The organism is Tepidiphilus sp. HLB4 (assembly GCF_054823945.1).
Genome location: NZ_JSYB01000067.1, coordinates 14,186 through 38,428, shown reverse-complemented (window position 1 = coordinate 38,428; position 24,243 = coordinate 14,186). Strand labels below are relative to the sequence as shown.

Annotated in this window: 24 protein-coding genes and 1 riboswitch; of the genes, 13 read left to right on the top strand and 11 right to left on the bottom strand. The window is 67.1% G+C overall.

The window, feature by feature from the left end; genetic code table 11:
• Nucleotides 1–3 precede the first annotated feature (3 nt).
• A complete protein-coding gene (locus OA56_RS09335; protein ID WP_461584882.1) occupies nt 4–1,155 on the bottom strand; it encodes a glycosyltransferase family 4 protein in 1,152 nt (383 codons plus the stop codon).
• 58 nt (nt 1,156–1,213) lie between these two features.
• Here OA56_RS09335 and waaC point away from each other — a divergent pair, with 58 nt between their 5' ends.
• The 7 genes from waaC to OA56_RS09300 all read left to right on the top strand — a co-directional run bounded on the left by waaC (nt 1,214) and on the right by OA56_RS09300 (nt 6,728).
• Nucleotides 1,214–2,206 (top strand): lipopolysaccharide heptosyltransferase I, encoded by a 993-nt coding sequence (gene waaC, locus OA56_RS09330; protein WP_055423987.1) that lies wholly within the window; start codon nt 1,214–1,216, stop codon nt 2,204–2,206.
• A gap of 167 nt (nt 2,207–2,373) precedes the next feature.
• Nucleotides 2,374–2,817 (top strand): hemerythrin domain-containing protein, encoded by a 444-nt coding sequence (locus OA56_RS09325; RefSeq protein WP_055423946.1) that lies wholly within the window; start codon nt 2,374–2,376, stop codon nt 2,815–2,817.
• Nucleotides 2,814–3,107, top strand: a complete 294-nt coding sequence (locus tag OA56_RS09320; protein WP_461584879.1) for a DUF2249 domain-containing protein — start codon at nt 2,814–2,816, stop codon at nt 3,105–3,107. Before OA56_RS09325 ends, OA56_RS09320 begins: the two co-directional genes overlap by 4 nt.
• A complete protein-coding gene (locus OA56_RS09315) occupies nt 3,104–4,402 on the top strand; it encodes a hypothetical protein (RefSeq protein WP_461584877.1) in 1,299 nt (432 codons plus the stop codon). Before OA56_RS09320 ends, OA56_RS09315 begins: the two co-directional genes overlap by 4 nt.
• A gap of 5 nt (nt 4,403–4,407) precedes the next feature.
• On the top strand, nt 4,408–4,791 hold the full coding sequence (locus OA56_RS09310; protein WP_055423949.1) for a SirB2 family protein: 384 nt from the start codon (nt 4,408–4,410) through the stop codon (nt 4,789–4,791).
• An 86-nt stretch (nt 4,792–4,877) separates the two neighbouring features.
• On the top strand, nt 4,878–5,309 hold the full coding sequence (locus tag OA56_RS09305; protein WP_055423950.1) for a c-type cytochrome: 432 nt from the start codon (nt 4,878–4,880) through the stop codon (nt 5,307–5,309).
• A 24-nt stretch (nt 5,310–5,333) separates the two neighbouring features.
• On the top strand, nt 5,334–6,728 hold the full coding sequence (locus OA56_RS09300; protein ID WP_461584874.1) for a cbb3-type cytochrome c oxidase subunit I: 1,395 nt from the start codon (nt 5,334–5,336) through the stop codon (nt 6,726–6,728).
• Nucleotides 6,729–6,784: 56 nt separating this feature from the next.
• On the opposite strand, the gene OA56_RS09295 is transcribed toward OA56_RS09300, so the two are convergent.
• The 8 genes from OA56_RS09295 to OA56_RS09260 are packed head-to-tail and all read right to left on the bottom strand — an operon-like array spanning nt 6,785 to nt 14,643.
• Entirely contained in the window at nt 6,785–8,329 is a 1,545-nt protein-coding gene (locus tag OA56_RS09295; protein ID WP_461584872.1) for a cytochrome D1 domain-containing protein, read from the bottom strand.
• Nucleotides 8,326–9,465, bottom strand: coding sequence for a heme d1 biosynthesis radical SAM protein NirJ (gene nirJ, locus OA56_RS09290; RefSeq protein WP_461584870.1), 1,140 nt, complete (start codon nt 9,463–9,465; stop codon nt 8,326–8,328). The genes OA56_RS09295 and nirJ overlap by 4 nt, the downstream gene beginning before the upstream one ends.
• A gap of 13 nt (nt 9,466–9,478) precedes the next feature.
• Nucleotides 9,479–9,988, bottom strand: a complete 510-nt coding sequence (ahbB, locus tag OA56_RS09285) for a siroheme decarboxylase subunit beta (protein WP_461584868.1) — start codon at nt 9,986–9,988, stop codon at nt 9,479–9,481.
• Nucleotides 9,985–10,452 (bottom strand): Lrp/AsnC family transcriptional regulator, encoded by a 468-nt coding sequence (locus OA56_RS09280; RefSeq protein ID WP_055423955.1) that lies wholly within the window; start codon nt 10,450–10,452, stop codon nt 9,985–9,987. The genes ahbB (OA56_RS09285) and OA56_RS09280 overlap by 4 nt, the downstream gene beginning before the upstream one ends.
• Nucleotides 10,449–11,420, bottom strand: a complete 972-nt coding sequence (gene ahbB / locus OA56_RS09275; RefSeq protein ID WP_055423956.1) for a siroheme decarboxylase subunit beta — start codon at nt 11,418–11,420, stop codon at nt 10,449–10,451. The genes OA56_RS09280 and ahbB (OA56_RS09275) overlap by 4 nt, the downstream gene beginning before the upstream one ends.
• A 4-nt stretch (nt 11,421–11,424) precedes the next feature.
• Entirely contained in the window at nt 11,425–12,627 is a 1,203-nt protein-coding gene (locus OA56_RS09270; RefSeq protein ID WP_461584865.1) for a cytochrome D1 domain-containing protein, read from the bottom strand.
• On the bottom strand, nt 12,564–12,911 hold the full coding sequence (locus OA56_RS09265) for a c-type cytochrome (RefSeq protein ID WP_141056188.1): 348 nt from the start codon (nt 12,909–12,911) through the stop codon (nt 12,564–12,566). The genes OA56_RS09270 and OA56_RS09265 overlap by 64 nt, the downstream gene beginning before the upstream one ends.
• A 16-nt stretch (nt 12,912–12,927) precedes the next feature.
• Nucleotides 12,928–14,643 carry a cytochrome D1 domain-containing protein gene (locus OA56_RS09260; protein ID WP_461584862.1) on the bottom strand — a complete coding sequence of 572 codons (1,716 nt, stop codon included), beginning with the start codon at nt 14,641–14,643 and terminating at the stop codon, nt 12,928–12,930.
• Nucleotides 14,644–14,828: 185 nt separating this feature from the next.
• Here OA56_RS09260 and OA56_RS09255 point away from each other — a divergent pair, with 185 nt between their 5' ends.
• The 4 genes from OA56_RS09255 (at nt 14,829) to OA56_RS09240 (ending at nt 19,507) form a co-directional block, all read left to right on the top strand.
• Complete coding sequence (locus OA56_RS09255) at nt 14,829–16,019, top strand: NnrS family protein (RefSeq protein WP_461584860.1); 1,191 nt, start codon at nt 14,829–14,831, stop codon at nt 16,017–16,019.
• Nucleotides 16,020–16,116: 97 nt separating this feature from the next.
• On the top strand, nt 16,117–16,911 hold the full coding sequence (gene cobA, locus OA56_RS09250) for a uroporphyrinogen-III C-methyltransferase (RefSeq protein WP_461584858.1): 795 nt from the start codon (nt 16,117–16,119) through the stop codon (nt 16,909–16,911).
• Nucleotides 16,908–17,687, top strand: coding sequence for a CbbQ/NirQ/NorQ/GpvN family protein (locus OA56_RS09245; RefSeq protein WP_028873875.1), 780 nt, complete (start codon nt 16,908–16,910; stop codon nt 17,685–17,687). The genes cobA and OA56_RS09245 overlap by 4 nt, the downstream gene beginning before the upstream one ends.
• A gap of 2 nt (nt 17,688–17,689) precedes the next feature.
• Nucleotides 17,690–19,507 carry a nitric oxide reductase activation protein NorD gene (locus OA56_RS09240; RefSeq protein ID WP_461584856.1) on the top strand — a complete coding sequence of 606 codons (1,818 nt, stop codon included), beginning with the start codon at nt 17,690–17,692 and terminating at the stop codon, nt 19,505–19,507.
• Between the two features lie 12 nt (nt 19,508–19,519).
• Here the strand turns inward: OA56_RS09240 and OA56_RS09235 are convergent, their stop codons facing one another.
• Together OA56_RS09235 and OA56_RS09230 are read right to left on the bottom strand one after the other, a co-directional pair.
• Nucleotides 19,520–20,218, bottom strand: a complete 699-nt coding sequence (locus OA56_RS09235) for a Crp/Fnr family transcriptional regulator (protein ID WP_055423963.1) — start codon at nt 20,216–20,218, stop codon at nt 19,520–19,522.
• A 6-nt stretch (nt 20,219–20,224) separates the two neighbouring features.
• Complete coding sequence (locus OA56_RS09230; protein WP_028873872.1) at nt 20,225–21,100, bottom strand: lysophospholipid acyltransferase family protein; 876 nt, start codon at nt 21,098–21,100, stop codon at nt 20,225–20,227.
• Between the two features lie 301 nt (nt 21,101–21,401).
• Between OA56_RS09230 and metK the strand changes: the two genes are divergently transcribed.
• Entirely contained in the window at nt 21,402–22,568 is a 1,167-nt protein-coding gene (metK, locus tag OA56_RS09225; protein WP_461584853.1) for a methionine adenosyltransferase, read from the top strand.
• A 67-nt stretch (nt 22,569–22,635) separates the two neighbouring features.
• A riboswitch (S-adenosyl-L-homocysteine riboswitch) is annotated at nt 22,636–22,701 on the top strand.
• Between the two features lie 72 nt (nt 22,702–22,773).
• On the top strand, nt 22,774–24,183 hold the full coding sequence (ahcY, locus tag OA56_RS09220) for an adenosylhomocysteinase (protein WP_461584851.1): 1,410 nt from the start codon (nt 22,774–22,776) through the stop codon (nt 24,181–24,183).
• Nucleotides 24,184–24,243 lie beyond the last annotated feature (60 nt).

Sequence of the window (24,243 nt, the reverse complement as noted above, 5' to 3'; positions counted from 1 at the left end):
GATTCAGTCTCGACCACGGCCTTTCCTCTTTTCCCGGGCGATCTCCTCCAGCAGCTCCGCCTCCAAAGTAGGAGAACGGCGCGCGGCGATGTCCGCGGTGTAGCGCCTGCCGGCCTCACCCCATTGCGCGCGCTCCTGGGGCGAAGCCAGCATGCGCGCCAGGGCTTGGTCCATTTGGCGCTGATCGAAAGGCGACGGCAGCACCAGGCCGGCGCCCGCCGCGGCGACGTGCTCGGCGTAGCCACAGACGTCGGTGACGAGCACCGGCAGCCCCGCGGTCATGGCTTCGATGAGCACGAGCCCGGCGAGCTCGGAGCGCGCGGCATGCACGAGGAGGTCGGAGCCCATCATCAGGCGGGGAACGTCCGAGCGACCCGAGGTGAGGATCAGGCGATCCTCCACCCCCAGGCGCTGGGCGAGCGCCACCATGGCGTTCGGACGATCCTCGCCCACGGCGAGCAGCCAGGTGTCGGTGCGCAGCGAGCGCGGCAAGGCGGCCACGGCGCGGATGGCCCGATCCAGGCCTTTGCGCACGAAGGCGGAGCCCACCATCAGAATGACGGTGGCCGAGTCGGGCAGGCCGAATTCGGCGCGCACCGCATCCCGCGCCTCGCTCCGATCGATGCCGGAAAAATCATCGAGGGGAATGTTGGGCAGGAGCACGTGAAAGCGCGCATCGGGCGTGTGATACCAACGCTGGTAGATGCTCCGCTCGCGCGCCGTCAGCAACAGGATGTGGCAAGAACCCTCGCGGCCCATGACCGCCCTTTCGCACGCGGCGAAGAAGCGGTACCGGCCGGTCAGACGGTAGAGCCAGCCGCGCTCGGCGTGCGCCCGCTCGATGAAACAGGGGTCGGCCGCGTAATAGACGTCCAAGCCGGGCATGCGGTTGAAGCCGACCACCAGATCGGGCTCATCGGCGCGCAGCCGCGCGGTGATGGCGTCGATCAGACGCCGATGGCGCCGATGATTGAGCCCGCCAGAGACCGGCAAGAGGACGACCTCGATGCCTTCCCCAGGCGGATCGCCGCGCCATTGGCCGGTATAGATCCGAACCTCATGCCCCCGCGCCGCGCAATCGCGGGCGATGCGCAGCATGTCGCGCTGCGCCCCGCCGTAGGGAAAATACTTGAAGATCACGAAGGCAAGCTTCATCGAAGACCGTCATCGCCGCCGCACGGCCAAAGTTTCCATTGTATGCGAAAATTCCCCCATGCCACGCCTGCTGCTCATCAAGACTTCGTCGCTGGGCGACGTCATCCACAACCTCCCTATCCTCGCCGACATCCGTGTCCACCATCCCGACATGCGGTTCGACTGGGTGGTGGAAGAAAGTTTCGCCGACATCCCTGCCCTGCACCCGGCGGTAGACCATGTCTTTCCGGTAGCGATCCGCCGCTGGCGCCGCAGCCTTTTTTCTGCCGCCACATGGCGCGAGATCGCCGCGGTTCGCCAGCGCCTCAGGGCGTGCCGCTACGACCTCGTGCTCGACAGCCAAGGATTGCTCAAGAGCGCGCTGATCGCCCTGCAGGCACGCGGCGAGCGGCACGGCTACGATCGGCGCTCCATCCGCGAGCCGCTCGCTGCCCTCTTCTATCCCCACCGGCACACCGTTTCGCGTGCGCTGCACGCGGTGACGCGCAACCGCCTGCTGGCAGCGGCCGCACTCGGCTATCCCCCTCCGCAGACGGCGCCCGACTACGGCATCCGCCCCCCCCGGCAGCCCTTGCCGCTCGAGCTGCCGCCATGCTACGCCGTCGCCCTGCACGCGAGCAGCCGCGATTCCAAGCTGTGGCCGCAGACGCATTGGGTCGAACTCGGGCGCACGCTGGCCGCAGCCGGAGTGCCGCTCGTCTTGCCTTGGGGCAACGAGCGGGAACGGGAGCGCGCCCAGGCGATTGCCGCCCAGGTGCCGCACGCCCTGGTGCTGCCGCGCTTGCGCCTTGCCCAGCTCGCCACGCTGCTTGCCGGTGCCTGGGCCGTGGTGGGCGTGGATACGGGTTTGGTCCACCTTGCCGCGGCGCTCGACGTCCCCACCGTCGCGCTCTACACCGATACCGACCCGCAGCGCACCGGCGTCTTCCCCGGCCGCGCGCAGTCGGCGATCAATCTCGGCGGCGTCGGCCAGGTTCCAGCGCCCGCCGCCGTCCTGGAGGCGCTGGAGCGTCTCGACCGGCCCCCAGCCATGTCCCGGCACAGCGGCTGACCCTCCAAGCCGGGAGCGCGGTTTCCCCTCGCCGCCGTGTTCCGGGCGTGTTTCCTGCGACAAAGCGATCATCGGATCGATGCCACGATCGCTCTTGACCCGTGTCAAGGCGCCGGGTGCAGCGCCTCGCTACAGTGAGCGCCGGAAGCCCCGACATGGAGACATAAATGAGCACGATCGCCACCTTATTCACCCGAGACCACCGCCATGCCGACGACGGCTTCGCGGCGGTGGAAGCAGCGCTGCTCACCGGTCCTACCGCCTCGGCTCTCGACGCCTGGGAAGCGCTGGAGGCCGAATTGCTGCATCATTTCCTCGTAGAGGAGGAGGCGCTCTTTCCCGCATTCGAAGCCACCACGGGCATGAGCAGCGGACCCACCGAAGCGATGCGGCTCGAGCACGCGCAGATGCGCGAGCTCTTCGCGCCGCTTGCCGCCGCCATTGAAGCGGAAGAGACGGAGTCGGTGCGCGATCTGCTCGAGACCCTGCTCGTGATGCTGCAGCAACACAACATGAAAGAAGAGAACGTGCTCTATCCTCTTTGCGACCAGGCGCTGGCAACGGCACAGCGCGAGGCGATTGCCCGACGGCTCGCCGCGACTTCGCCATGACCGGCTCACCCCGCTTCCACCGAGCCCCCGAAGGCTACGCGGAGACGGAGGCGATGCTCTTCGACGCGCGGGAACTGCTGCCGCCCGATCCTTTCGTGCGCACGCTCGAGCTGCTCGAACGGCTGGAAGGTGGGCGCTGGGTGCGGCTGCTGCTCTATCGCGTCCCCTGGCCGCTCTTCGAGGCGATCGAACCGGACGGCTGGACGCACCGGGAGTACGTCCACGACGACGGCACGGTGGAGGTTCATCTTTTCCGCCCCTTGAACGGCATCGAGACGAACGCGCGATGAAAGCCCAGCCGCTCGACGTCAAATCCTCACCGCCGTACGCGGTGCCGCTGCGCTGGTTCGCGCTGGCGCCCCCCATGCTCGCGCTCACCGGCCTACTGCTTCTCTTCGAAGGGCCAACGGCGGTGCTCAGCCGGTGGACACCAGCCGCGCTCGCGCTCACCCACCTCACGGCGCTCGGATTCATGGGCAGCGTGATGCTGGGATCGCTGGTCCAAGTGCTGCCGGTGCTCGCCGGCGCCGTCTGGCCGCCGATGATGTTCCGCTGGCATCTGTTACCCGCCGCCTGGGGAACGGGGGTGCTGCTGCTCGCCGCCTCCTTTCTCTGGCCGAATCCGGCGCTGACGGGAACGGCCGCGATGCTCCTCACGGGCACGCTCGCGGTCTTCCTCTCCATCGCCTTCCTCGCCCTGGCATCCGCCCGCAATCCGGCCGGCGGGGATCTGCGCCGGGCCTTGACCGGATTCGCCCTCACGGCGCTGCTGGGGCTGGGGCTACTCGCGCAGCGCGAGGGAATCTGGCTGGCGGATCATTTCGCCTGGGTGAGCTGGCATGTGGCGAGCGCCTGGAGCGTGTGGGGGCTGGGACTGGTGGCAGCGATCGCCTACGCGGTGGTGCCGATGTTCCAGCTCACGCCGCCCTACCCGGAGCGCTTCCGGGCGCGCTGGGGTAAAGCCCTGTGGCTGCTGCCGCTGGCCGTCGGCGCGGGCGTGGCGTTCGGCAACAAGGTGGCCACGGGCACGGCCGTACTCGGTGCGCTGCTCTTGGTGCCGCCCTTCGCGGTGCAGACGCTGCAGCTGCAGGCGCGCAGCAAACGCCCCCGGCACGACGCCACCTGGAAACTGTGGCGCATGGCCATGGTCTCGACCCTGGCGGCGCCACTCGCGGCTCTCCTTGCGGCGGGAGACGTGCTCTCGCCCTGGTGGGCAGGGGTGATCGTCTTCTGGGGTGGATTCGCGGCGGTGATCTGCGGCATGTGGGTGAAGATCCTGCCCTTTCTCACCTGGCTGCACCTGCAGCAGCGCCCCGGCCGCCAGGGATTCCCCCCGACGATGCTGCGCATCACGCCCGAAGCGCAGGCCGACCGGCTCTGGAGGATGCACGCGCTCGCCGCTGCACTGCTCCTTGCCGGGCTGATCTTCCCCGAACCGTTCATGCGCCTGGCGGGGCTGGCGGTGATCGCCTGCGCGGCGCAGCTGGGGTACATCCTGTGGCTGGCGGTGCGCACCTACCGCCGCTGGCCGAAGACGACGCAAGCGCAGGTCGAAGTACCTCCCTCGACGACCTCACCGGGGTGAGCGCCATGGACTACGACACGCTCAAGACCTTGCACCTCACGTTCGTGAGCCTGAGTCTGGCCGGTTTCCTCGTTCGATACGTCCTCGCCGAGTACCGGCCAGCGCTCCTGCAACGGCGCCTGCTGCGGGTCCTGCCCCACGTCAACGACACGCTGCTCTTCGCCGCCGGCATCGGCCTTGCCGTCCTGCTGCGCCTCTCTCCATTCACTGTTTCCTGGTTCGGCGTGAAGCTGCTGTGGCTGCTGGCCTATATCTTCGCCGGTTCGGTCGCCCTCGGGCACGGACGCACACCTCGCCAGCAACGGCTCGCCTTCGTCCTCGCCCTTTTCTCGTTTGCCCAGATCGTGGGTTGCGCGGTACGCAAATCGCCTTGGGGATGGTTCGGTTAGACGGAATCGGGCGACTTGACGCGAATCAATGCGCCGCCAGCCGCCCTTCCCTATCCTCGGTCTGCCGAATCCCCAAGGAGAACAGCATGGCCTCTTTCTTCAGCACGAGCGCCGCCCGCAACATGTTCTATGGCGGCACGCTCTTTTCCGTCCTCTTGTTCCTCGGCGTGACGTTGCACACGGAGAGCGTGCTGCCGCAGCGCGACCAGCGGGCGCAGATCGCGACCAACCCGGCCATCGCCGCCGGCAAGCGCATCTGGGAGGAGAACAACTGCATCGGGTGCCACACCCTGCTCGGCGAGGGTGCCTATTTCGCCCCCGAACTGGGCAACGTCTATAAACGGCGCGGACCGGAGTTCATCAAAGCTTGGATCCAAAGCCAACCCACCGGCGCACCCGGTCGCCGTCAGATGCCGCAGTTCCATCTCAGCGAGCAACAGCTCGACGATCTGGTGGAATTTCTGCGCTACGTCTCCGAGATCGATACGGCCGGCTGGCCCCCCAACATCGAAGGATGACCGGTTCCCCCAGGAGAATTTCCCATGAAATACGCTTCCCAGGCGGTCGCGAAACCCTATTTCGTCGCCGCGCTCGCCCTCTTCGTCGCCCAGATCCTGTTCGGCCTCGTGATGGGGCTCCAGTACGTGGTCGGCGACTTCCTCTTTCCTCACATCCCCTTCAACGTGGCGCGGATGGTGCACACCAACGCGCTGATCGTCTGGCTGCTGATGGGGTTCATGGGCGCGGCCTACTACCTCGTACCGGAAGAGGCCGAACGCGAGCTGCACTCACCGCGGCTCGCGCTCGTCACTTTCTGGGTCTTCCTCGTGGCGGCTGGCTTGACGGTGATCGGTTATCTTTCCGTCCCTTATGCCACGCTCGCCAAGCTCACCGGCAATGAATTCCTACCGACGATGGGACGCGAATTCCTCGAGCAGCCGACACTCACCAAGATCGGCATCGTGCTGGTGGCCCTGTCGCTGCTCTACAACCTGTCACTGACCTATCTGCGCGGGCGCAAGACGGCGATCACCTCGGTGCTGCTCTTCGGCCTGTGGGGACTGGCGCTGATGTTCCTCTTCGCTTTCGTCAATCCGATCAACGTGGTGCGCGACAAATTCTACTGGTGGTGGGTGGTGCACCTGTGGGTGGAAGGCGTGTGGGAACTGGTGCTGGGAGCGATCCTCGCCTTCGTGCTCGTCAAGATCACCGGTGTCGACCGTGAGGTGATCGACAAGTGGCTCTACGTGATCGTAACCCTGACGCTGGTGAGCGGACTGATCGGCACGGGGCACCACTACTACTGGATCGGTCTGCCGGAATACTGGCAGTGGCTCGGCTCGCTCTTCTCGGCGCTGGAGCCGTTGCCCTTCTTCGCCATGGTGCTCTTCGCCTTCAACATGGTCAATCGCCGCCGGCGCGATCATCCCAACCGGGCCGCGACGCTGTGGGCGCTGGGCACCAGCGTGATGGCCTTCCTCGGCGCGGGGGTCTGGGGATTCCTGCACACGCTCGCGCCGGTGAATTACTACACCCACGGCACGCAGCTCACCGCCTCGCACGGACACATGGCCTTCTACGGCGCCTACGTGATGGTGGTGCTGACGATCCTCTCCTACGCCTGGCCGCAGCTGCACGGGCGCACCGCGCAGGGCAACCGCTCGCAGGTGCTGGAGATGTGGGGATTCTGGCTGATGACGGTGTCGATGGTGTTCATCACCCTCTTTCTCACCGCTGCCGGCCTGCTGCAGGTCTGGCTGCAGCGCATGGGTGATACGCCGCTGCCCTTCATGGCGGCGCAGGAGAAAATCGCCTTCTTCTACTGGCTGCGGGAAGGCACGGGCGTGGTGTTCCTGGTCGGGCTTTTGACCTATTTGGCGAGTTTCTTCATCGGCGTAAAGGGCAGCCCCGCCTATGGTGAGGCAGCGCGTTCTTGAGCCGGACGACAAAGGGCGGAGGCTCGAGTCTCCGTCCTTTCTTTCCCCCGAACGTTTCAGTGGCTGGTACCGCCGGAGCGTTCCAACTTGTTCGCGACGTTGTACTTGCCGATGGGCTTGTTCATGGGGATGCGGCGCACGAGCTGCAGCGTCTGCGTATCGATCACCCACAAGGCGCCATCGGGAGCCGGCTCCATGACGCTCGCCAGCGCATGGCGGCCATCGCGCGTGAATTCCACGTGCGCAAACGTCTTCCCCGCTTCGGGGCGCAACGTCGCCACGATCTGCAGCGTCTCCTTGTCGAGAACTTGGATGCCGTCGCGACACTCTTTTGTCATCATACCGTCGACGAAGGCATAGCGGCTGTTCTCATGGGTGCGCACGAAGAACCCCTGCCCGCACAGCGGCACCTCGGCGACGGTATGCCAGTCGTCGAGGTCGATCACCGACAGCACCGGCCGCTGCAGATTGGTCGAGGCCATCAGGGTTCGCCCCTGCCGCTCGAAGACGACGCCGGAACCGAGATGCGGCATCCCGTCGAGGGCGAGTTCGGCCACGGGGCGGCCGGCGTCGAGATCGATCACCTGGGCGCGGCCGTCGCGCGAAGCGCCGAGGACGCGGCGGTAGGACGGGTCGAAGAAGAAATCGTCGAGCACCAGATCCAGATCGACGCGGCGCGGATGCAAAAAACCGGGACGGCCGAGCGCCTCGGCCATGCGGTAGTCGTGCACCAGCCCGTCGTAGACCGGGGCGGCGTGCTCGTCGTAGCTCACTTCCCACAGTTGCGGCAGGTCCTTGAGCGCGACGACGAAGCTGCGGCGAGGAGCCGCGTCATAGACGGCCGAGACGCGCGACTCGGTCTTGCCGTCGCGGCTCGTCGCCGTGAGAATCTTCACCGGTTCGAGATCGGCATCGAGGATGACGAGCGTGTGAGGAAGGTAATTGGCCACGGCCACGAAGCGTCCATCCGCCGAGACTGCGAGGTTGCGTGCGTTGATGCCGACGCGCACCTGGGCCACGCGTTCGAGCGCCCACAGGTCGAATTTCTCCACCCAGCCGTCGCGCGAGGCGGTGTAGACGAAGCGTCCGTCCGGCGAGAATTTCGGTCCCCCATGCACGGCAAAATGCGTCGGCAGACGGGCGAGCACGGTGAAGCGATCGCCGTCGAGCACGCTCAGGTGATGATCCCCCTGCTCGACCACGACGAAGAGGTTGCGCGGATCGGCCTCATGGATCGGCCGCGCGAGCGGACGCGGCGGTTGCGCCTCGCGACTGGCGCGAATGTGTTCCTCGTCCCACTGCGGCGGCTCGGCAGCGGGACGCAGCAGCCAAGTGGCGAGCGCGGCGAAGTCCTCCTCGGCCAGCGTCCCGGCAAAAGAGGGCATTTGCGTGGCAGGGCGACCGTCGCGGATCACCGCCGCGATCTGCGGCGCCCGCAGGCGCTCCAGGCTCTCGGGCAGCAATGCTGGCCCCAGCCGCCCCCAGCGATCGGGGCCGTGACAGCTCGCACAATGCCGGGCATAGAGGACGGCTGGCTCCTCGGCTCGGGCAAGGGGGACGACGCCGAGCGCCGCGATGAGACAGGCAAGAAGGGGTTTCACGCGGCGATCTCTTCGTCGTAGAGGTAACAACCGGGATCTTCTCCCCAGGGCGATCCGGCACCGATCTTGGCGCGCACGCGCGAACTGCCGTTACACAGGTCGAGGAAACGGCAGCGGGCACAGCGCCCCTCGAGCCGGCGGGGATGTTCGCGCAATCGTGCCAGCAGCATGTCTTCGGCATCGGACCAGATGGCCGAGAAGGGGCGCTCGCGCACATCGCCGAGCCGCAGATGCCACCACATCGTGTCCGGATGCACTTTGCCCAGATTGTCGATGTTGGCGATATTGACGCCGCTCGCGTTGCCCCCCCATTGCCGCAGCTTGGCCTCGATGTGCGCCGCCCGCTCGGGGAAACGCCGCCGCACCCACAGCAGGAAGAAGGCGCCGTCGGCATCCTGGTTGCCGGTGGTGTATTCGCGCTTTCCTCCTTCCTGCCATTCCTGCAGACAGCGCTCGAAGAGCGTCTCCAGCGCCCAGCGGGCGGTCTGGACCGCGGCGTCCTGAGCGCGGTTCTTGCGGCCGCGTCCGGCGTAATTGAGGTGCGAGAGATAGAAGCGGGGCACGTTCTCGGCACGAACCCAGTCAAGAAGCGGCACGAGGTCGGCGGCGTTGCCCTCGGTGAGGGTGAAGCGCACCCCTACCTTGAGGCCGCGCGCCACGGCGCCGCGCACGGCCCGTGCGCTGGCGGCGAACGCCCCCACGTGACGGCGAAAACGGTCGTGCGTGGCCTCTAGCCCGTCGAGGCTGATGCCCACATAGTCGAATTCGGCCGCGGCGATGCGATCGAGCATCGCCTCGTCGATGAGCGTGCCATTGGTCGACAGCGCCACGTACATCCCCTGTGCTTTGGCGTGCGCGGCCAGGGTGAAGAGATCCGGCCGCAGCAACGGCTCGCCGCCGGAGAGGATCAGCGCCGGCACGCGAAAGCGCGCCAGGTCGTCGATCACCGCGAGCGCCTCGGCGGTGCCGAGCTCGCCGGCGAAGTCGGCGTCGGCCGACAGGGAATAACAGTGCTCGCAAGCGAGGTTGCAGCGCCGGATCAGGTTCCAGATCACCACCGGCCCTGGCGGACGACGGCGCGGCCCGACCGGCGTGGGCGAGAAGAGTTCATCGACGAAGGTGCTCAGGCGAAACACGGTCCTGCTCCTTTCAGAAATCCAGCCGCACGCCGGTTTTTTTCAGGATGCGGCTGGAGAACAACACCTCGTGGGCGCGCACGGCTCCCGGAAAGCACGCAGCGAGCCGGACGGCGGCAACCGCGACCGCCCGCTCTACCTCGGCGCGCTCGCGGGCGTGGAACATGGCGAACAGGTTGTAGCGCCACAGCGGCAGGGCACGCGGTCGGCGGTAGCAGTGGCTCACTTCGCCCTGCGCGGCGAGCCATTGCCCGAGCTCGTCGACGCGCTCGTCGTCCACATCCCACACGCTCATGCCATTGGCGACATAGCCCAAGGCATAGTGGTTGGGGGCGGCGGCGATGCGGCGGATCACCCCGACCGCGTGCAACCGCGCGAGCCGTGCGAAGACTTCCTCCGGCGCCCAGCCCAAGCGCTCGGCCAGCGCGTGGTACGGCCGCACTGCGAGCGGCAGCCCTTCCTGCGTAGCCAACATCAACGCCCGGTCCCGCTCGTCGGGCACGAAGGGCGCCTCGCCGTTCATGGACGCAACCTCAAGCGCACGAAATACTCGCGCTCCTTGGGGAAGAGCCACACCGGCAGAGAGACGGCATTCTCGATCGCCCGCGCCGTCTCGACGATTCCCTCGGGGCGCGTGGCCGCGAGCACGAACCACATGTTGAGCGCGTGTTCGCGGCGGTAGTTGTGTGCCACCTGGGGAAAGGCGCCGACGGCGACCGTCACCTCGTCGAAGCGCTCCTCGGGCACCGCCATCGCCGCCAAGCAGAACGCGCCCCCCATGCGCTCGACCTGGAAGAAGGGCCCGAAGCGCGTCACGATCCCCTCGGCGAGATAGCGCCGCAGCCGCTGCAGGACCTCCTCCTCGCTCACCCCGAGCCCTGTGGCCAATACGGCGAAAGGCCGCTCACACAGGGGCAGGTCATCCTGCAGCGCCCACAGCAGCTGCCGATCGAGATCATCGAGCGTCGCCGGCCTCCTCTCTCTCATCGCTCCCGCCCCGTGTAGTCCGCGCCGGTCTGCTTGTATTCCTTGGTGCTGAAAAGCACCCGGTGCGGCCAGCGATCGAGCCCGAGCTCAACCCCAAGACGATGGCGCTCGCGCAACACCGTCTCGCGATCGCGGCCATGGATCATCGCATAGAGGTTGTAGGGCCAGTGCGGAGGCGCGCGGAAACGTTCGTAGCACAAGCTCACCGCCGGCTCGAGAGCAAGCCGCTCGCCTGCCTCGCGCACTGCATCGTCGGACACATCCCACACGCACATGGCATTGGCCCGGTAGCCGAGACGGCGGTGACGCACCACCGCCCCGATGCGGCGCACCACCCTCGTGCCGATCCACTGCTCGAGCTGGGCGATCACCGCCGTCTCCGACCAGCCGATTGCCTCCCCCACCGCGGCATAGGGATGCGGCACCAGCGGCAAACCCGCCGAGAGCGCATGGACCAAGGGTTCCATCTCGGCCGAGAGGCTCGCCTGCGTCGGCACCTCCGCCTTGATTGGCGCGCGTTTCTTCTCTCCAGTCAGATCGAAGCCGAGGTCGACGAAGAATTCGGTGCGCAACGGCAGGGCGATCACCGGTACGTCCAGAGCCCGCTCGATCGCCACGAGTATCGCCCGGCCCCGCGATTCGGAAGGAGACGTGATTACGAACCACAGATTCCATTCGTCCTCGCGGGCATAGTTGTGATTCACCTCGGGAAAGATGCTCACGCACTCGGCAACCGCATCGAGCTTGTCAGGCGGTACGCGCGCGGCCGCGAGCGTACTCCAGCCAAGGCGCCGCGGTGCCCACACCGGCCCCAGCCGCGCCATCCATCCTGCCTTCCGGGCGGCGGCGAACGCCTCGATCACCTTTGTCTCGCCCGTTCCCTCGTACCCGGCAACGGCCGCAAAAGGCGAAGGCACGAGTGGGAAACCCCGCTGCCAGCGATTGACCAAGGAAAGCAGCGTATCCATCGGCTCACATTCCGAAACGCGTAGCGCGATAGGTGAAGAAGATGCCGCTGGGGCTGCGGGCCGCGAGGCGGTCGAGCTCCCGGTGCGTCTTCGCATCATAGACCACGATCCGGTCGTCGTCGCGGCACGATACCCACAGCTGATCCCCCTTGGGCGTGAATTCCATGTGCAGCACCGCCCGCCCCGGTTCGAGCGTATCGCGCACCGTCAGCGTCTCGGCGTCGATCACCTGCACGCGCCCGTTGTCGGGGAAAGCGAAGTTCACCCAGATCTCCCGTCCATCGGGACGGGCCATGACGAAGACCGGCTGCCCCGCCACCGCCACGCGCCCAAGCTCGCGCCAGTCACGCCGATCGACGACCAGCACTTCGTGCCGCCCGATCGCCGGCAGGAACAGGCGCTCGCCGGCCTGCGCCCAGCCCCGCAGATGCGGCATCTTATAGACGGGCAGAGGGGTCTCGCCCCGGCCATATCCGTCAAGGATACGACGCACCCCGGCCTCCGGATGCCAGGAATCCCACAGCGCCACACCATCTTCGCCAAAAAGCCCGGCAAGGTAGAAACGCCCGTCCGGAGTCACCAGTCCGTCATAGGGCTGGCGACCGGCAGAGGCGCACTCCGTACGGGGAGTGTCGGGCACGGAGAAGTCGCTCACACAGATCTCCCCCGCATCGAAGAGCGCGTAGGCGAAACGCTGCCCCGGCAGATCGGCCAACCCTACCACTTTCGATGCCTTGCCATCCGGCCCCGGCTTGGTCGGCACCTCCGCCACCAGGTGTAGATCGTCGGCGGAAAACGCCTTGATGCCGCCGGGTTCGTAGTTCTGCGCCACCACCAGCCGCCCGTCCTGCGAAATGGCCCCACCGATGGAATTTCCTGCCTGCTGCACGCGGGCGACGATGCCCGGTCGCAGCAGATCCAGCTTGGTGAGCGCCCCGTCGCGGCCGAAGACGTAGGCAAAGCGCTGGTCGCGCGAGAACACCACTGAGGCATGCGACAGATCCCCCAGCCCTTCGACGCGGGCGAGCACCTCGGGCGTGGTGTGCGCCACGATCAGCACGCTGCCGCTCGCCCGCTCGATCACCACTCCCAGATCGCCCGTACCGCGCTCCTGCGCCCCAGACAGTCCTACGACGCCGGCACTCAGTGCGAAGACGAACCAGCGGGCAGCGGAGGAAAGCCTTCTTGCAAACGCTCGACGATCCATGTGATCTCCTCCGTACCGAGTAGCCCCAAAAAGGGCGGCATCGGCGTGCCGGGGCGGCCTTGGGCGATCGCCGCCGCCAGCATCTCCCCGTCCTTGCCGGCGAGCCGCTCCGCCGTGAGCGCCGGCCCCAGCCCACCTCGCAGGCTCAGGCCGTGGCAAGCACCGCAGTCCTGGCGCACCAGGCGCACGAGCGCCTCCTGACGCTCTACCCCCGGTTCGGCGTGGACCGCAGCGGCGAAGACCAGCCCCCAAGCCACGCCGAATACCCCCTGCCAGCACCGCATCCCCTCGCCCTTCGTCTCAATAGACGTCATGCTGCGTGTTATAGACGTTGAAGTGCCCCGTCGGCGTGATCAAGCGCGGATCCTTGATCACCGCTTTCAGCTGCAGCGTCTTGTCATCGACGATGACCAGCGCCGACTGCTTGTCTTTCGCCGACCACACGGCGAACCACACTTCAGTGCCGTCCTTGTTGAATTCGGGCTGCACCACCCGCTTGGCCCCGTCGTCATCGATCCCCGCCCATTCGGCGATTGGCAGCACCTTGAAGCCTTTGTCCAAAGCATCGATGTCGAACACCGCCACCGATTGCGAAATCTTCGCATCTGGGTTGAGCGGGGTATCCACGTAGAGATGCTTGGACTTCGGGTGCGTCTTGATGAAGAGGCTCCCTCCACCTTGGCCGGGCAAGGACTGCACCACTTTCCAGGCATATTGCGGGTGCTTTTGCGGGTCGGTGCCGATGAGCGCGATCGAATCGTCGCCCAGATGCCCCGTCGCCCACACTGGACCGTACTTCGGGTGGACGAAGTTCGCGCCGCGCCCCGGGTGCGGAATCTTGCCGACATCGACGAGCGCGGCGCGTTTGCCTTCCTTGGCGTCGATCACCGCCACCTTGTTCGACTGGTTCGCCGCCACGAGGAAATAGCGTTTCGAGGCATCCCAGCCGCCGTCGTGCAGGAAACGCGCCATCTCGATTTCGGTGATCTTCAGGTTGTGCAGATCGGTGTAATCGACGAGGTGCGCCTTGCCTGTCTCCTTGATGTTCACGACGAATTCCGGCCGGAAATGACTCGCCACGATGGAAGCCACCCTCGGCTCGGGATGATATTCCTGCGTGTCGACCGTCATGCCGCGCGTGGCGACGATCTTGAGCGGCTCGAGCGTGTCCGCATTCATGATGACGTACTGGGGCGGCCAATAGGAACCGGCAATGGCGTATTTGTCCTCATAGCCCTTGTACTTGGAAGTCTCGACCGAACGCGCCTCCAGGCCGACGCGAATCTCGGCCACGGTGTCCGGTTTCTCCATCCACAGGTCGATGAGGTTGATCTTGGCGTCGCGCCCGATCACGTAGAGATAGCGCCCGGAAGCAGAAAGCCGCGAGATATGCACCGCGTAGCCCGTCGGGATGATGGCGATGATTTGTTTCGTGTCCCCGTCGATCAGCGCCACCTGGCCGGCGTCACGCAGCGTCACCGAGAAGAGGTTGTCGAGGTTGTAGGCATTCATCTTCTTCTTCGGTCGCTCCTGCGGCGGCACCAGCACTTTCCAGGTCGCCTTCATCTCCGGCATGCCGTATTCGGGCGGCTGCGGCGGCGTCTGCTGCACGTAGCGCGCCATGAGGTCGACCTCTTCGTCGGTAAGCTCGCCCGAAGTGCCCCAATTGGGCATCCCCGCCGGCGAGCCGTACTTGATGAAGACCTTCAGGTACTCGCTGCCTTTCTCCAGAGTGATGTCCGGCGTGAGTGGCTTGCCCGTGGCCCCCTTGCGCAGCACGCCGTGACAACCGGCGCACCGTTCGAAATAGATCTTGCGCCCTTTCTCGAACTCCGTCTTGGTCATCGGCGGCGCTTTCGGATTGATGTCCTGGTACATCTCCACCTCGGCCAAGGGCGAGCTGCCGGCCTGATAGCGGATCTCCTCCTCGGTGACCGGCTTCTCCTGTGCCCAGGCCATGCCAATGGCCAGCGGCAGCACCGCCAGCGTGCCCAACGCTTTTCTGCCCCGTCCCATGATCGATCCTCCCCGCCGATGAAAAAATTTGCGATGCTTCCACTCTAGAGACGACGCAAGGCGATTTCCTTGACACAAGTCAATTCGAAGAAAATGGTCTTCGCCGCACCATCTTGACTGCGATCAAGGACGATCTGACGCCTGAACAGCACAATGTCCCCCAACCCTGCCTGCGGAGTCTCTCGATGACCGACATCCCTCTGCAAGAACCGCACCCATCCACCTCCGCCCGTCCGAGCCTTGCCGCCTGGCTGGCGATGGCCTTCCGCCCCTTTTATCTGCTCGGAGCCCTGCTCGCGGTGCTCGCCGTACCCTACTGGGCGGTCACCCTGCGCGGCGCACCTGCCCTGCCGGGCGTGTGGTGGCATGCGCACGAGATGGTCTGGGGCTTCGGCGCAGCGATCGTCGTCGGTTTTCTGCATACGGCGGTGGCAAGCTGGACGGGACAGCCGCCGCTTCGCGGCGTCCGTCTCGGCGTGCTCGTGCTGCTGTGGCTCGTGGCTCGGCTGGCCTGGTTCCTCGGCGAGCGCGCCTTTCCTGCCGCTGCAGGCGCCGCGCTTGCCTTTCTTCTCCTTGCCGCGTTCTGGCTTGCCCGCTCCGTGCTCGCCGCGCGTAACCGGCGCAACTACGTCGTGCCGCTCCTGCTGCTGCTGTTCGCGGGCTTCGAGGCGGGGTTTTTCTGCACGGTGCAAGGAAAACTCGACGGCGAGCCCCTCGCCTGGCTCGATGCCGGCGCCCTGTGGCTCGCCGGGATGATCTTCTTCCTCGGCATGCGGGTCATCGCCTTCTTCACCAGCCGGGCGCTCGGTCTGCCGCAAGTCCCCAATCCAGCCTGGGTGCAGGCCGGTACCGTGGTCGGCGGGTTTGCGCTGGCGCTTGCCACGGCCCTCGGTGCGCCCGCGCCGCTCATCGCCGTGCTCGCCGTGGTGACGTCCGGCATCGCCCTGCGCCAGAGCCGGCGCTGGCTGCACCGGACCGTCTGGACCAACCCCATGGTGTGGATCTTGCATCTCGGCTTCGCCCTGACGGCGGCAGGGGTCCTCGCCTACGGACTGGCCGCTTTCGCCCCGGCCTGGCGCAGCGCCGCGGTGCACCTGCTCACGGTGGGCGGCATCGGCTCCATGACGCTCGGCATGATGACGCGCACGGCGCTCGGCCACACCGGCGATCACCCCAACCGCACCCCTCGCGGCCTCCACTCCGCCTTCCTCGTGCTGCTCGCCGCGGCGCTGCTGCGCGAACTCGCGACCTTCCCGGCCATGGGGAACGGCATGCTGCACGCAAGCGCCTTCGCCTTCGCGCTCGCCTATCTCCTCTACCTGTGGCGTTTCGTCCCGCGCCTCGTGCGCCCGCGCCCCGATGGACGTCCCGGTTGAACGCCCGCGCTCTTTCCATCTTCCCGCGCGGCATGAAGACGCAGGCCAAACCGTGGTACAAACCGCAACCAGGATAAAGACCGCAGGGAACGAGACGATGAAGCGGAAAACGATCGCACCGAAAGTCTATCTGGTAGGCGCCGGCCCCGGCGACCCGGAACTGCTCACCGTGCGGGCGCTGCGCCTGCTGCAGGCCGCCGAGGCGCTCGTCTACGACAACCTGGTGAGCCCGGCCGTGCTCGAGTGCGTCCGCCCCGAGGCGCGGCGCGTCTTCGTCGGCAAGCGCGCCGGCCGGCATACGCTCCCCCAGGAGGAGATCAACGCGCTTCTCGTCGAACTCGGGCAGACCGGCGCAGTGGTCGTGCGGCTCAAGGGGGGCGACCCCTACATTTTCGGGCGCGGCGGGGAAGAAGCCGAAGCGCTCGCCGCAGCCGGCATCCCTTTCGAGGTCGTGCCCGGCATCACGGCGGCCTGCGGCATGGCCGCGAGCCAGGGCATTCCCCTCACGCACCGCGACCACGCCCAATCCTGCCTCTTCGTCACCGGGCATCTCAAGGACGGCGCCCTGCTGCTCGACTGGGAAGCGCTCGCCCGGCCGCGCCAGACGGTGGTCTTCTACATGGGGGTGAGCACCCTGCCCACGATCTGCCGCGAACTCGTCGCCCACGGCCTGCCGGCCGACACGCCCGCGGCCGTGGTGCGCAACGCGACGCTGCCCGATGCCGAACGCCTCAGCGGCACGCTGGCGAGCCTGCCTGCCTTGGCGGCCGCCGCCGAACTCGTCCCGCCGGCGCTGCTGGTGGTGGGCGACGTGGTGGGGCTTGCCGAGCGGCTCGCGCCCCGAGCGGCGGCCCTTGCTGAATCCACTGTCACATCGAAAGCCACGCCATGACGCTTCCCGCCTATGAACCGGCCAGCGACGAGGTCGAGCTCTTCGAACACGCCTGGCGCAACCGCCTGCCCGTGCTCATCAAAGGCCCCACCGGCGTGGGCAAGACCCGCTTCGTCACCCACATGGCGGCGCGCCTTGGCCTACCGCTCTTCTCCGTGGCCTGCCACGACGATCTGACCGCCGCCGACCTCGTTGGACGCCATCTCGTGCAAAACGGACAGACCGTGTGGCAGGACGGGCCGCTCACGCGCGCCGTGCGCGAGGGCGGCATCTGCTATCTCGACGAGATCGTCGAGGCGCGCAAGGACGTCACCGTCGTCATCCATCCGCTCGCCGACCACCGCCGCACACTGCCGCTCGAGCGCACGGGCGAGCTGCTGGCCGCACCGCCCGAATTCATGCTGGTCGTCTCCTACAATCCCGGCTACCAGAATTTCCTCAAAGGGCTCAAACCCTCCACCCGGCAACGTTTCGTGGCGCTGCGTTTCGGCTTTCCCGACGAGGCGCGCGAAATCCGCATCCTGCAGCGAGAAACGGGGTGCGACGCCTTACTCGCGCGGCGTCTCGTCGCCCTGGGTAACGCCATCCGCCGGCTCGACGGGGTCGATCTCGAAGAAGTGGCCTCGACGCGGCTCCTCGTTTATGCCGCCCTGCTGATCCGCGGCGGCCTGCCGGTGCTCGCCGCCTGCCGCGCGGCGCTCGTCGAGGCGCTGTCCGACGATGCCGAGGTCACCGCCGGGCTAGAAGAGCTGGTGCGCACCGTGCTCGGCGAATAGCCATGGAGACCTGGGCCGGAGCGCTGTGGGATCGCTGGGTGCGGCACCTCGCCGAAGCGCACCACCCCCAGGCCGAAATCCGCCTCGAATCCTTACGGCGCCCCCTGTCGGTATTCTTCCGCGGCGTGGGCGGCGAGGCCGGACGCAGATTCGCCGTGGCCGAACGCCGTATCCACGAAGGGCGGCGTACGTGGCGCGAACGGCTCGCCGGAACCGGCCGTCTTACCGAACTTCCCCATCTCACCGCCGACGAGCTGCGCCTTCCCGCCGCGATCGCCCATTTTCCCAAACGCCCCCTCAACCGCGACCTCTATTTCTGGCTCGCCCTGCTCGCTGCCCATTTCGTCCCCAACGGCGAACCGTGGTGGCTCGCCAACCAGCGCGCCACCGCCGTGGCGCTCGCCCGCTACCCTGCGTGGCAGGAACGCTATGATCGCCTCGTCGCAGCAAGCCTCGCGCTTCGCCCCCTACCGCACCAGCTGCCTCCGGTCGACGCTGCCGTGGAAGAAGCGATCCGCGCCGCCCTGCGTGCTCCCGGCAGCGTGCGCACCTTTCCGGCCTCACCGCGCCCGCCGCGGCCGGTGATGCTGTGGCTGATGCCTCAGGAGACCGATGCCGCGGCGGCTCGGCGCCGTCCCCCGCCTACCGCCAAGGACGGGGCTTCCTCTTCGGCCGCGGCCCCGATCCAGACCGAGGCGACGGAAGACCCTGGCTCGCAGCACGGCATGCTGCTCGCGTTTCGCGCCGAGAGCCTGCTGTGCTGGGCGGAATACGTGCGCGTCGACCGCTCGCTCGAAGACGCCGAGGGGGACGAAGCCGGACGTGCCGCCGCCCAGCTCGAACGGCTGGCGCTCGCCGAGGACTCCGACCCCGTCGCCTCCCGCGTGCGCATGGACCTGGAACGCCCGCCCGCCGCAGACGCCGATGAAAGGCTGAGGGAGGGAATCCTGCTGCCCGAATGGGATTATCGCCGCGGCCAGTACCGCCCCGATCACTGCCGCATCGATCTGCCCCGTGACGAGGCGATGCCCGCCCCTTTGCCCGGACAGCTTCGCCCGCTCACGCAACGACTGCGCGCCGAACTCGAACGCATCCGCAGCGAGCGCCGGCCCCAGGCGGGTCAGCCCGAGGGCGACGCGCTCGATCTTGACGACTGGGTCCGTCGCCACGCCGAACTGCGCTCCGGCTGCCCCGTCTCGGCGCAACCGCGCTATATCGACACCCCGCGCACGGCGCGCGACCTCTCCTGCCTGCTGCTCGCCGACGTGTCGCTGTCTACCGACGCGCACGCCGATGATGCGCACCGCGTCATCGATGTGATCCGCGACGCGCTGCTCGTGTTCACCGAGGCGATCGAAGCGGCGGGCGACGCCCTTGCCGTGGCCGCCTTTTCCTCGCTCGGCCACGCACACGTGCGTTACCATCGACTCAAAGATTTCGGCGAGCGCAACGGGCCGGCCGTGCGCGGTCGCATCCTCGCGCTACGCCCCGGCGACTACACCCGCCTCGGCGCAGCCATCCGCCACGCCGCCGACCGGCTCGCCGCCACGGCTTCGCGGCAAAAACTGCTGCTCGTGCTCACCGACGGCAAACCGCACGACATCGACCACTACGACGGCCGCTACGGCATCGAAGACACACGGCGCGCCCTCTTCGAATGCCGCCGGCGCGGTATCCGCCCCTTCTGCGTCGCGATCGACCGCGAAGCCGCCGATGTTCTGCCCTACCTCTTCGGCCATGATGGCCACGTCGTCGTGCAACGCCTCGGCGAACTCGCCGCCCGCCTGCCGCGGCTCTACGCCGAGCTCACCCGGCCGTGAAACCGCTCGCATTCAGCGCCGCTCTTCCCTCCCCCCATAATCCCTCAACCGCCCCACGTCCGGCACCACCACCCTACGCCCTTCGGATCGCAACACTCCCTGCTGCGCGAGCTCGTGGAAAACGCGCGACAGCGTCTCCGGCGTCAGGTTGAGGCGCGAGGCGATCACGTAGCGCGGCAGTGGCAGCTCGATCGTTGCCTCCCCGCGCTCGTGCTCGCAGGATTGCAGCAGATAGCCGATCACCCGCTGGGCCGCCGTCTGCAACGAATACGCCTCGATATCGCGCACCATGACGCGCAACCGCATCGCCATGCCGGCGAGCATGCGACGGCAAAAGTCCGGCCGACGCTCCAGCAATTCATCCACCGCCTCCTTGGGCACGAAGACGAGCTCGGCCTCGCCGAGCGCCGCCGTCGACACCGGATACGGTTGGTCGAGAAACATCACCGCCTCGCCGAAGGTCCCGCCCGGCCCGACGGTGTCGACGATCTTCTCCGCCCCCGAAGGAGAATCGAGAAACAGTTTGATGCGCCCGCGCTCCACCAGGTAAAAACCGCGCGCCGGCTCGCCGCGCAAGAACAGCACCTCGTCGCGCGCGAGCTGCACTGGCCGGCAGCGCCGCGCCAGCGCTTCCAACTCCTCCTCGTCCAGCAAGGCGAACAATGCCACCCGTCGCAGCCGGTTCGCGAGATGCTGCGTCTCGTCCATCATCCCCCCTCAATACAGCCGCGGCTCCCCCGGAGGCCGCGTCTTGAAGCGCCGGTGCACCCAATGGTACTGCGCCGGCATGCGACGGATCTCGCCTTCGAGCCAGCGGTTCATGCGTGCCGCGTCGGCTACTTCGTCTTCGGAAGGGAAATCCGCCCAGGGTTCGCCGAAGCGCGTCACGTAGCCCTTTCCATCGGGCAGCATCTCGGTGACGCAGGGCACCACCGCCGCGCCGGTGAGCCGCGCCAGGCGCGACAGACCCGTGATCGTGGCCGCCGGCACACCGAAGAACGGCACGAAGACGGACTCCTTGCGCCCGTAATCCAGGTCGGGCAGGTAATAGAGCGGCCGACCGGCGCGCAAAGCGCGCACCACCGGTCGGATACCGTCCTGGCGCGCCACCTGCAGCTGATCGCCGAAGCGGGAACGCCCCCAGTTGAGCCATCGATCGGCCACCGGGTCCCTTTTGGGGCGCGAATAGACGTAGACCCCGTCGTACTCCATCGCCACGCGCGTGCCGCCCATGTCCAGCCCAAGAAAGTGGGGCACGAGCAGGATCACCGGTCGTCCCTGGGCGCGCACGCCATCCGGATGCTCCTTGCCCTCGAGCCGCACCAGCCGCCGGATGCGCTCGGCCGGGGCAAACCAGGAAATCCCCCGCTCCAGGATGCTGCGCCCCAGCAGGCGGAAGTGCTCGCGCAGCACGGCACGCCGCTCGGCCTCCGTCCATTCGGAAAAGCACAGCCGCAGATTCACCTCGGCCACGTGGCGCCGCGAGCGCGCCAGATGAAAGAGCAGCGCCCCGAAACCGCGGCCGAGCGCCGCCAGCAGCGGCAGCGGCAGCCAATGCAACACCCACAGCAAGGCAACCAGCAGACGGGACATTTCCTCATTACCTTGAAGAAGATTTATAATTATCGCTCATCCGCCGAGTTAATCCGACAACTTGCGGGGCGGAGAGCTTGTGAAGAAATCGTCGCGAGCGGGTCGAGTGCGAGGCGCACGGAGCGCAGCGACGAGACATATCGCGAAGATAGGCGAGGAGCGAGCACCGCGCAACGACGCAATCGGGCCGCGCAGCAGATCGATTCACAAGCTCGGACAAGAAATACCGCTAAAGCGTCGCCCGCTCCCCTGATCCCCAGAGCCGGCACGCCGCCTCACGGGGATCGAAGGGAGCGATTGCATGGCCAAGGAATACCTCTTCACCTCCGAATCCGTCTCGGAAGGGCACCCGGACAAGGTCGCCGACCAGATCTCCGACGGCGTGCTCGACGTCATCCTCGGCGAAGACCCCCACGGGCGCGTCGCCTGCGAGACCCTCGTCTCCACCGGGCTCGTGGTCATCTCCGGCGAGATCACCACCAAGGCACACCCCAACTACCGCGAGATCGCGCAGGACGTCATCCGCCGCATCGGCTACGATGATTCCGACATCGGCTTCGACTACAAGTCCTGCGCCATCCTCACCGCCATCAACCGCCAATCGCCCGACATCGCCCAGGGCGTGGGCAAGGCTTTCGACGATCCGCTCGACCAAGGCGCCGGCGACCAGGGCCTCATGTTCGGCTACGCCTGCACGGAAACCCCGGTGCTCATGCCGCTGCCCATCTACTACGCCCACCGCCTCATGCAGCGCCAGGCCGAAGTGCGCAAGGATGGCAGGCTTCCCTGGCTGCGGCCCGACGCCAAGTCGCAAGTCACGGTACGCTACGTCGACGGCAAGCCCACCCAGGTGGAGACGGTCGTCCTCTCCACCCAGCACCACCCCGACATCACCTACGACGAGATCCGCGAGGCGGTGATCGAGGAGATCATCCACCCCATCATCCCATCGCAGCTGCGCGCCCCCGACATCAAATATCTCATCAATCCCACCGGGCGCTTCGTCGTCGGCGGCCCGCACGGCGACTGCGGCCTCACTGGGCGCAAGATCATCGTCGACACCTATGGCGGTGCGGCGCATCACGGCGGCGGCGCGTTCAGCGGCAAGGATCCTTCCAAGGTCGACCGCTCGGCGGCCTACGCCGCCCGCTACGTGGCGAAGAACATCGTGGCCGCGGGTCTGGCGGATCGCTGCGAAGTGCAGATCGCCTACGCCATCGGCGTGGCCCGTCCCGTGAGCCTCATGGTCGAGACCTTCGGCACCGGCAAGGTCCCCGACGAGAAGATCGAGGCCCTCGTGCGCCAGCACTTCGACTTGCGCCCGCGCGCCATCATCGAAATGCTGGACCTCCTGCGTCCCATCTATTCCAAAACCGCCGTCTACGGCCACTTCGGCCGCGAGGAACCCGAATTCACCTGGGAGATGCTCGACAAGGCCGAAGCGCTGCGCTCCGACGCCGGGCTGTAACGCCCACCCCGCGGGCGGCCGGACCTCCGGCCGCCCTTGGTGCTACGCCCTTTTGCTATAATCCCCGCCAACCGAGGAGCGCTGCAACCCGCACGGGCCAGGCTCGGTTCAGATCCAACGGCGCTCACCCGTCTTCTCCGGCCGGACGGAAGACGCAGGTGAGCTGCGCATCCGCTCGGCCTCGTTCCCGAATAGGAGCATTTCGATGAACCAGGCCGCATCCATTTCCGAGTACGTCGTCGCCGATCTTTCGCTGGCCGAATGGGGCCGCAAGGAGATCCGCATCGCCGAGAGCGAGATGCCCGCGCTCATGGCGCTGCGCCGCGAATACGCCGAGCAAAAACCGCTCACGGGCGCCCGTATCGCCGGCAGCCTGCACATGACCATCCAAACCGCCGTGCTCATCGAGACGCTGGTGGCGCTGGGCGCGCAGGTGCGCTGGGCCTCGTGCAACATCTTCTCCACCCAGGATCACGCCGCCGCGGCAATCGCCGCCGAAGGCATCCCCGTCTTCGCCAAGAAAGGCGAGACGCTGGAAGAATACTGGGACTACACCCACCGCATCTTCGAGTGGCCCGACGGCGGCCACGCCAACATGATCCTCGACGACGGGGGCGACGCCACCCTCCTGCTGCACCTGGGCACCAAGGCCGAGCGCGACCCGAGCGTGCTCGACCACCCCACGAGCATCGAGGAGAAAGCGCTCTTTGCCCGCATCCGCGCACAGCTCGAACGCGACCCTTCCTGGTACTCGCGGCGCATTGCGGCGATCCGCGGCGTCACCGAAGAGACCACCACCGGCGTGCATCGCCTCTACCAGATGCAGGAGCGCGGCGAACTGCGCTTTCCGGCGATCAACGTCAACGACTCGGTCACCAAGTCCAAGTTCGACAACCTCTACGGCTGCCGCGAATCGCTCCTCGACGGCATCAAGCGCGCCACCGACGTGATGATCGCCGGCAAGATCGCCGTCGTCTGCGGCTACGGCGACGTGGGCAAGGGCTCGGCCCAGGCGCTGCGGGCGCTGCGCGCCGAAGTGTGGGTCACCGAGATCGACCCCATCTGCGCCCTGCAGGCGGCGATGGAAGGCTACCGTGTGGTGACCATGGAAGAAGCCTGCGACAAGGCCGACATTTTCGTCACCGCCACCGGCAACTACCACGTCATCACCCACGAGCACATGCGCCGCATGAAAGACCAGGCGATCGTGTGCAACATCGGCCACTTCGACAACGAGATCGACGTCGATTCGCTGCGCCACTACCGCTGGGAGAACATCAAGCCGCAGGTCGACCACGTCATCTTCCCCGACGGCAAGCGCATCATCCTGCTCGCCGAAGGGCGGCTGGTAAACCTCGGCTGCGCCACCGGGCACCCCAGTTTCGTGATGAGCTCGTCGTTTGCCAACCAGGTGCTCGCGCAGATCGAACTCTACACGCACCCCGAGCGCTACCCCGTGGGCGTCTATCGACTGCCCAAACAGCTCGACGAGAAAGTCGCCCGGCTGCAGCTCACCCGCCTCAACGTCCAGCTCACCCGGCTCACGCCCGAGCAGGCAGCCTACATCGGCGTGCCCCTCGACGGGCCCTACAAGGCCGAACACTACCGCTACTGAGCCTGTAGACGCCGACCGTCGCGTGCGACGGCGGCGCCCCCTGATCCCACCACTCTCCCC

What these genes read in the sequence shown, in the direction of transcription:
- cobA (WP_461584858.1), top strand. Translation starts at nt 16,117, where the DNA reads ATGAAGCGGAAAACGATCGCACCGAAAGTCTATCTGGTAGGCGCCGGC.
- OA56_RS09255 (WP_461584860.1), top strand. Translation starts at nt 14,829, where the DNA reads ATGACCGACATCCCTCTGCAAGAACCGCACCCATCCACCTCCGCCCGT.
- OA56_RS09320 (WP_461584879.1), top strand. Translation starts at nt 2,814, where the DNA reads ATGACCGGCTCACCCCGCTTCCACCGAGCCCCCGAAGGCTACGCGGAG.
- OA56_RS09335 (WP_461584882.1), bottom strand. Translation starts at nt 1,155, where the DNA reads ATGAAGCTTGCCTTCGTGATCTTCAAGTATTTTCCCTACGGCGGGGCG.
- ahbB (WP_461584868.1), bottom strand. Translation starts at nt 9,988, where the DNA reads ATGAACGGCGAGGCGCCCTTCGTGCCCGACGAGCGGGACCGGGCGTTG.
- OA56_RS09270 (WP_461584865.1), bottom strand. Translation starts at nt 12,627, where the DNA reads ATGGATCGTCGAGCGTTTGCAAGAAGGCTTTCCTCCGCTGCCCGCTGG.
- OA56_RS09300 (WP_461584874.1), top strand. Translation starts at nt 5,334, where the DNA reads ATGAAATACGCTTCCCAGGCGGTCGCGAAACCCTATTTCGTCGCCGCG.
- ahbB (WP_055423956.1), bottom strand. Translation starts at nt 11,420, where the DNA reads ATGGATACGCTGCTTTCCTTGGTCAATCGCTGGCAGCGGGGTTTCCCA.
- OA56_RS09265 (WP_141056188.1), bottom strand. Translation starts at nt 12,911, where the DNA reads ATGCGGTGCTGGCAGGGGGTATTCGGCGTGGCTTGGGGGCTGGTCTTC.
- OA56_RS09230 (WP_028873872.1), bottom strand. Translation starts at nt 21,100, where the DNA reads ATGTCCCGTCTGCTGGTTGCCTTGCTGTGGGTGTTGCATTGGCTGCCG.
- OA56_RS09305 (WP_055423950.1), top strand. Translation starts at nt 4,878, where the DNA reads ATGGCCTCTTTCTTCAGCACGAGCGCCGCCCGCAACATGTTCTATGGC.
- ahcY (WP_461584851.1), top strand. Translation starts at nt 22,774, where the DNA reads ATGAACCAGGCCGCATCCATTTCCGAGTACGTCGTCGCCGATCTTTCG.
- OA56_RS09315 (WP_461584877.1), top strand. Translation starts at nt 3,104, where the DNA reads ATGAAAGCCCAGCCGCTCGACGTCAAATCCTCACCGCCGTACGCGGTG.
- OA56_RS09280 (WP_055423955.1), bottom strand. Translation starts at nt 10,452, where the DNA reads ATGAGAGAGAGGAGGCCGGCGACGCTCGATGATCTCGATCGGCAGCTG.
- waaC (WP_055423987.1), top strand. Translation starts at nt 1,214, where the DNA reads ATGCCACGCCTGCTGCTCATCAAGACTTCGTCGCTGGGCGACGTCATC.
- metK (WP_461584853.1), top strand. Translation starts at nt 21,402, where the DNA reads ATGGCCAAGGAATACCTCTTCACCTCCGAATCCGTCTCGGAAGGGCAC.
- OA56_RS09325 (WP_055423946.1), top strand. Translation starts at nt 2,374, where the DNA reads ATGAGCACGATCGCCACCTTATTCACCCGAGACCACCGCCATGCCGAC.
- OA56_RS09260 (WP_461584862.1), bottom strand. Translation starts at nt 14,643, where the DNA reads ATGGGACGGGGCAGAAAAGCGTTGGGCACGCTGGCGGTGCTGCCGCTG.
- OA56_RS09240 (WP_461584856.1), top strand. Translation starts at nt 17,690, where the DNA reads ATGGAGACCTGGGCCGGAGCGCTGTGGGATCGCTGGGTGCGGCACCTC.
- OA56_RS09310 (WP_055423949.1), top strand. Translation starts at nt 4,408, where the DNA reads ATGGACTACGACACGCTCAAGACCTTGCACCTCACGTTCGTGAGCCTG.
- OA56_RS09235 (WP_055423963.1), bottom strand. Translation starts at nt 20,218, where the DNA reads ATGATGGACGAGACGCAGCATCTCGCGAACCGGCTGCGACGGGTGGCA.
- OA56_RS09245 (WP_028873875.1), top strand. Translation starts at nt 16,908, where the DNA reads ATGACGCTTCCCGCCTATGAACCGGCCAGCGACGAGGTCGAGCTCTTC.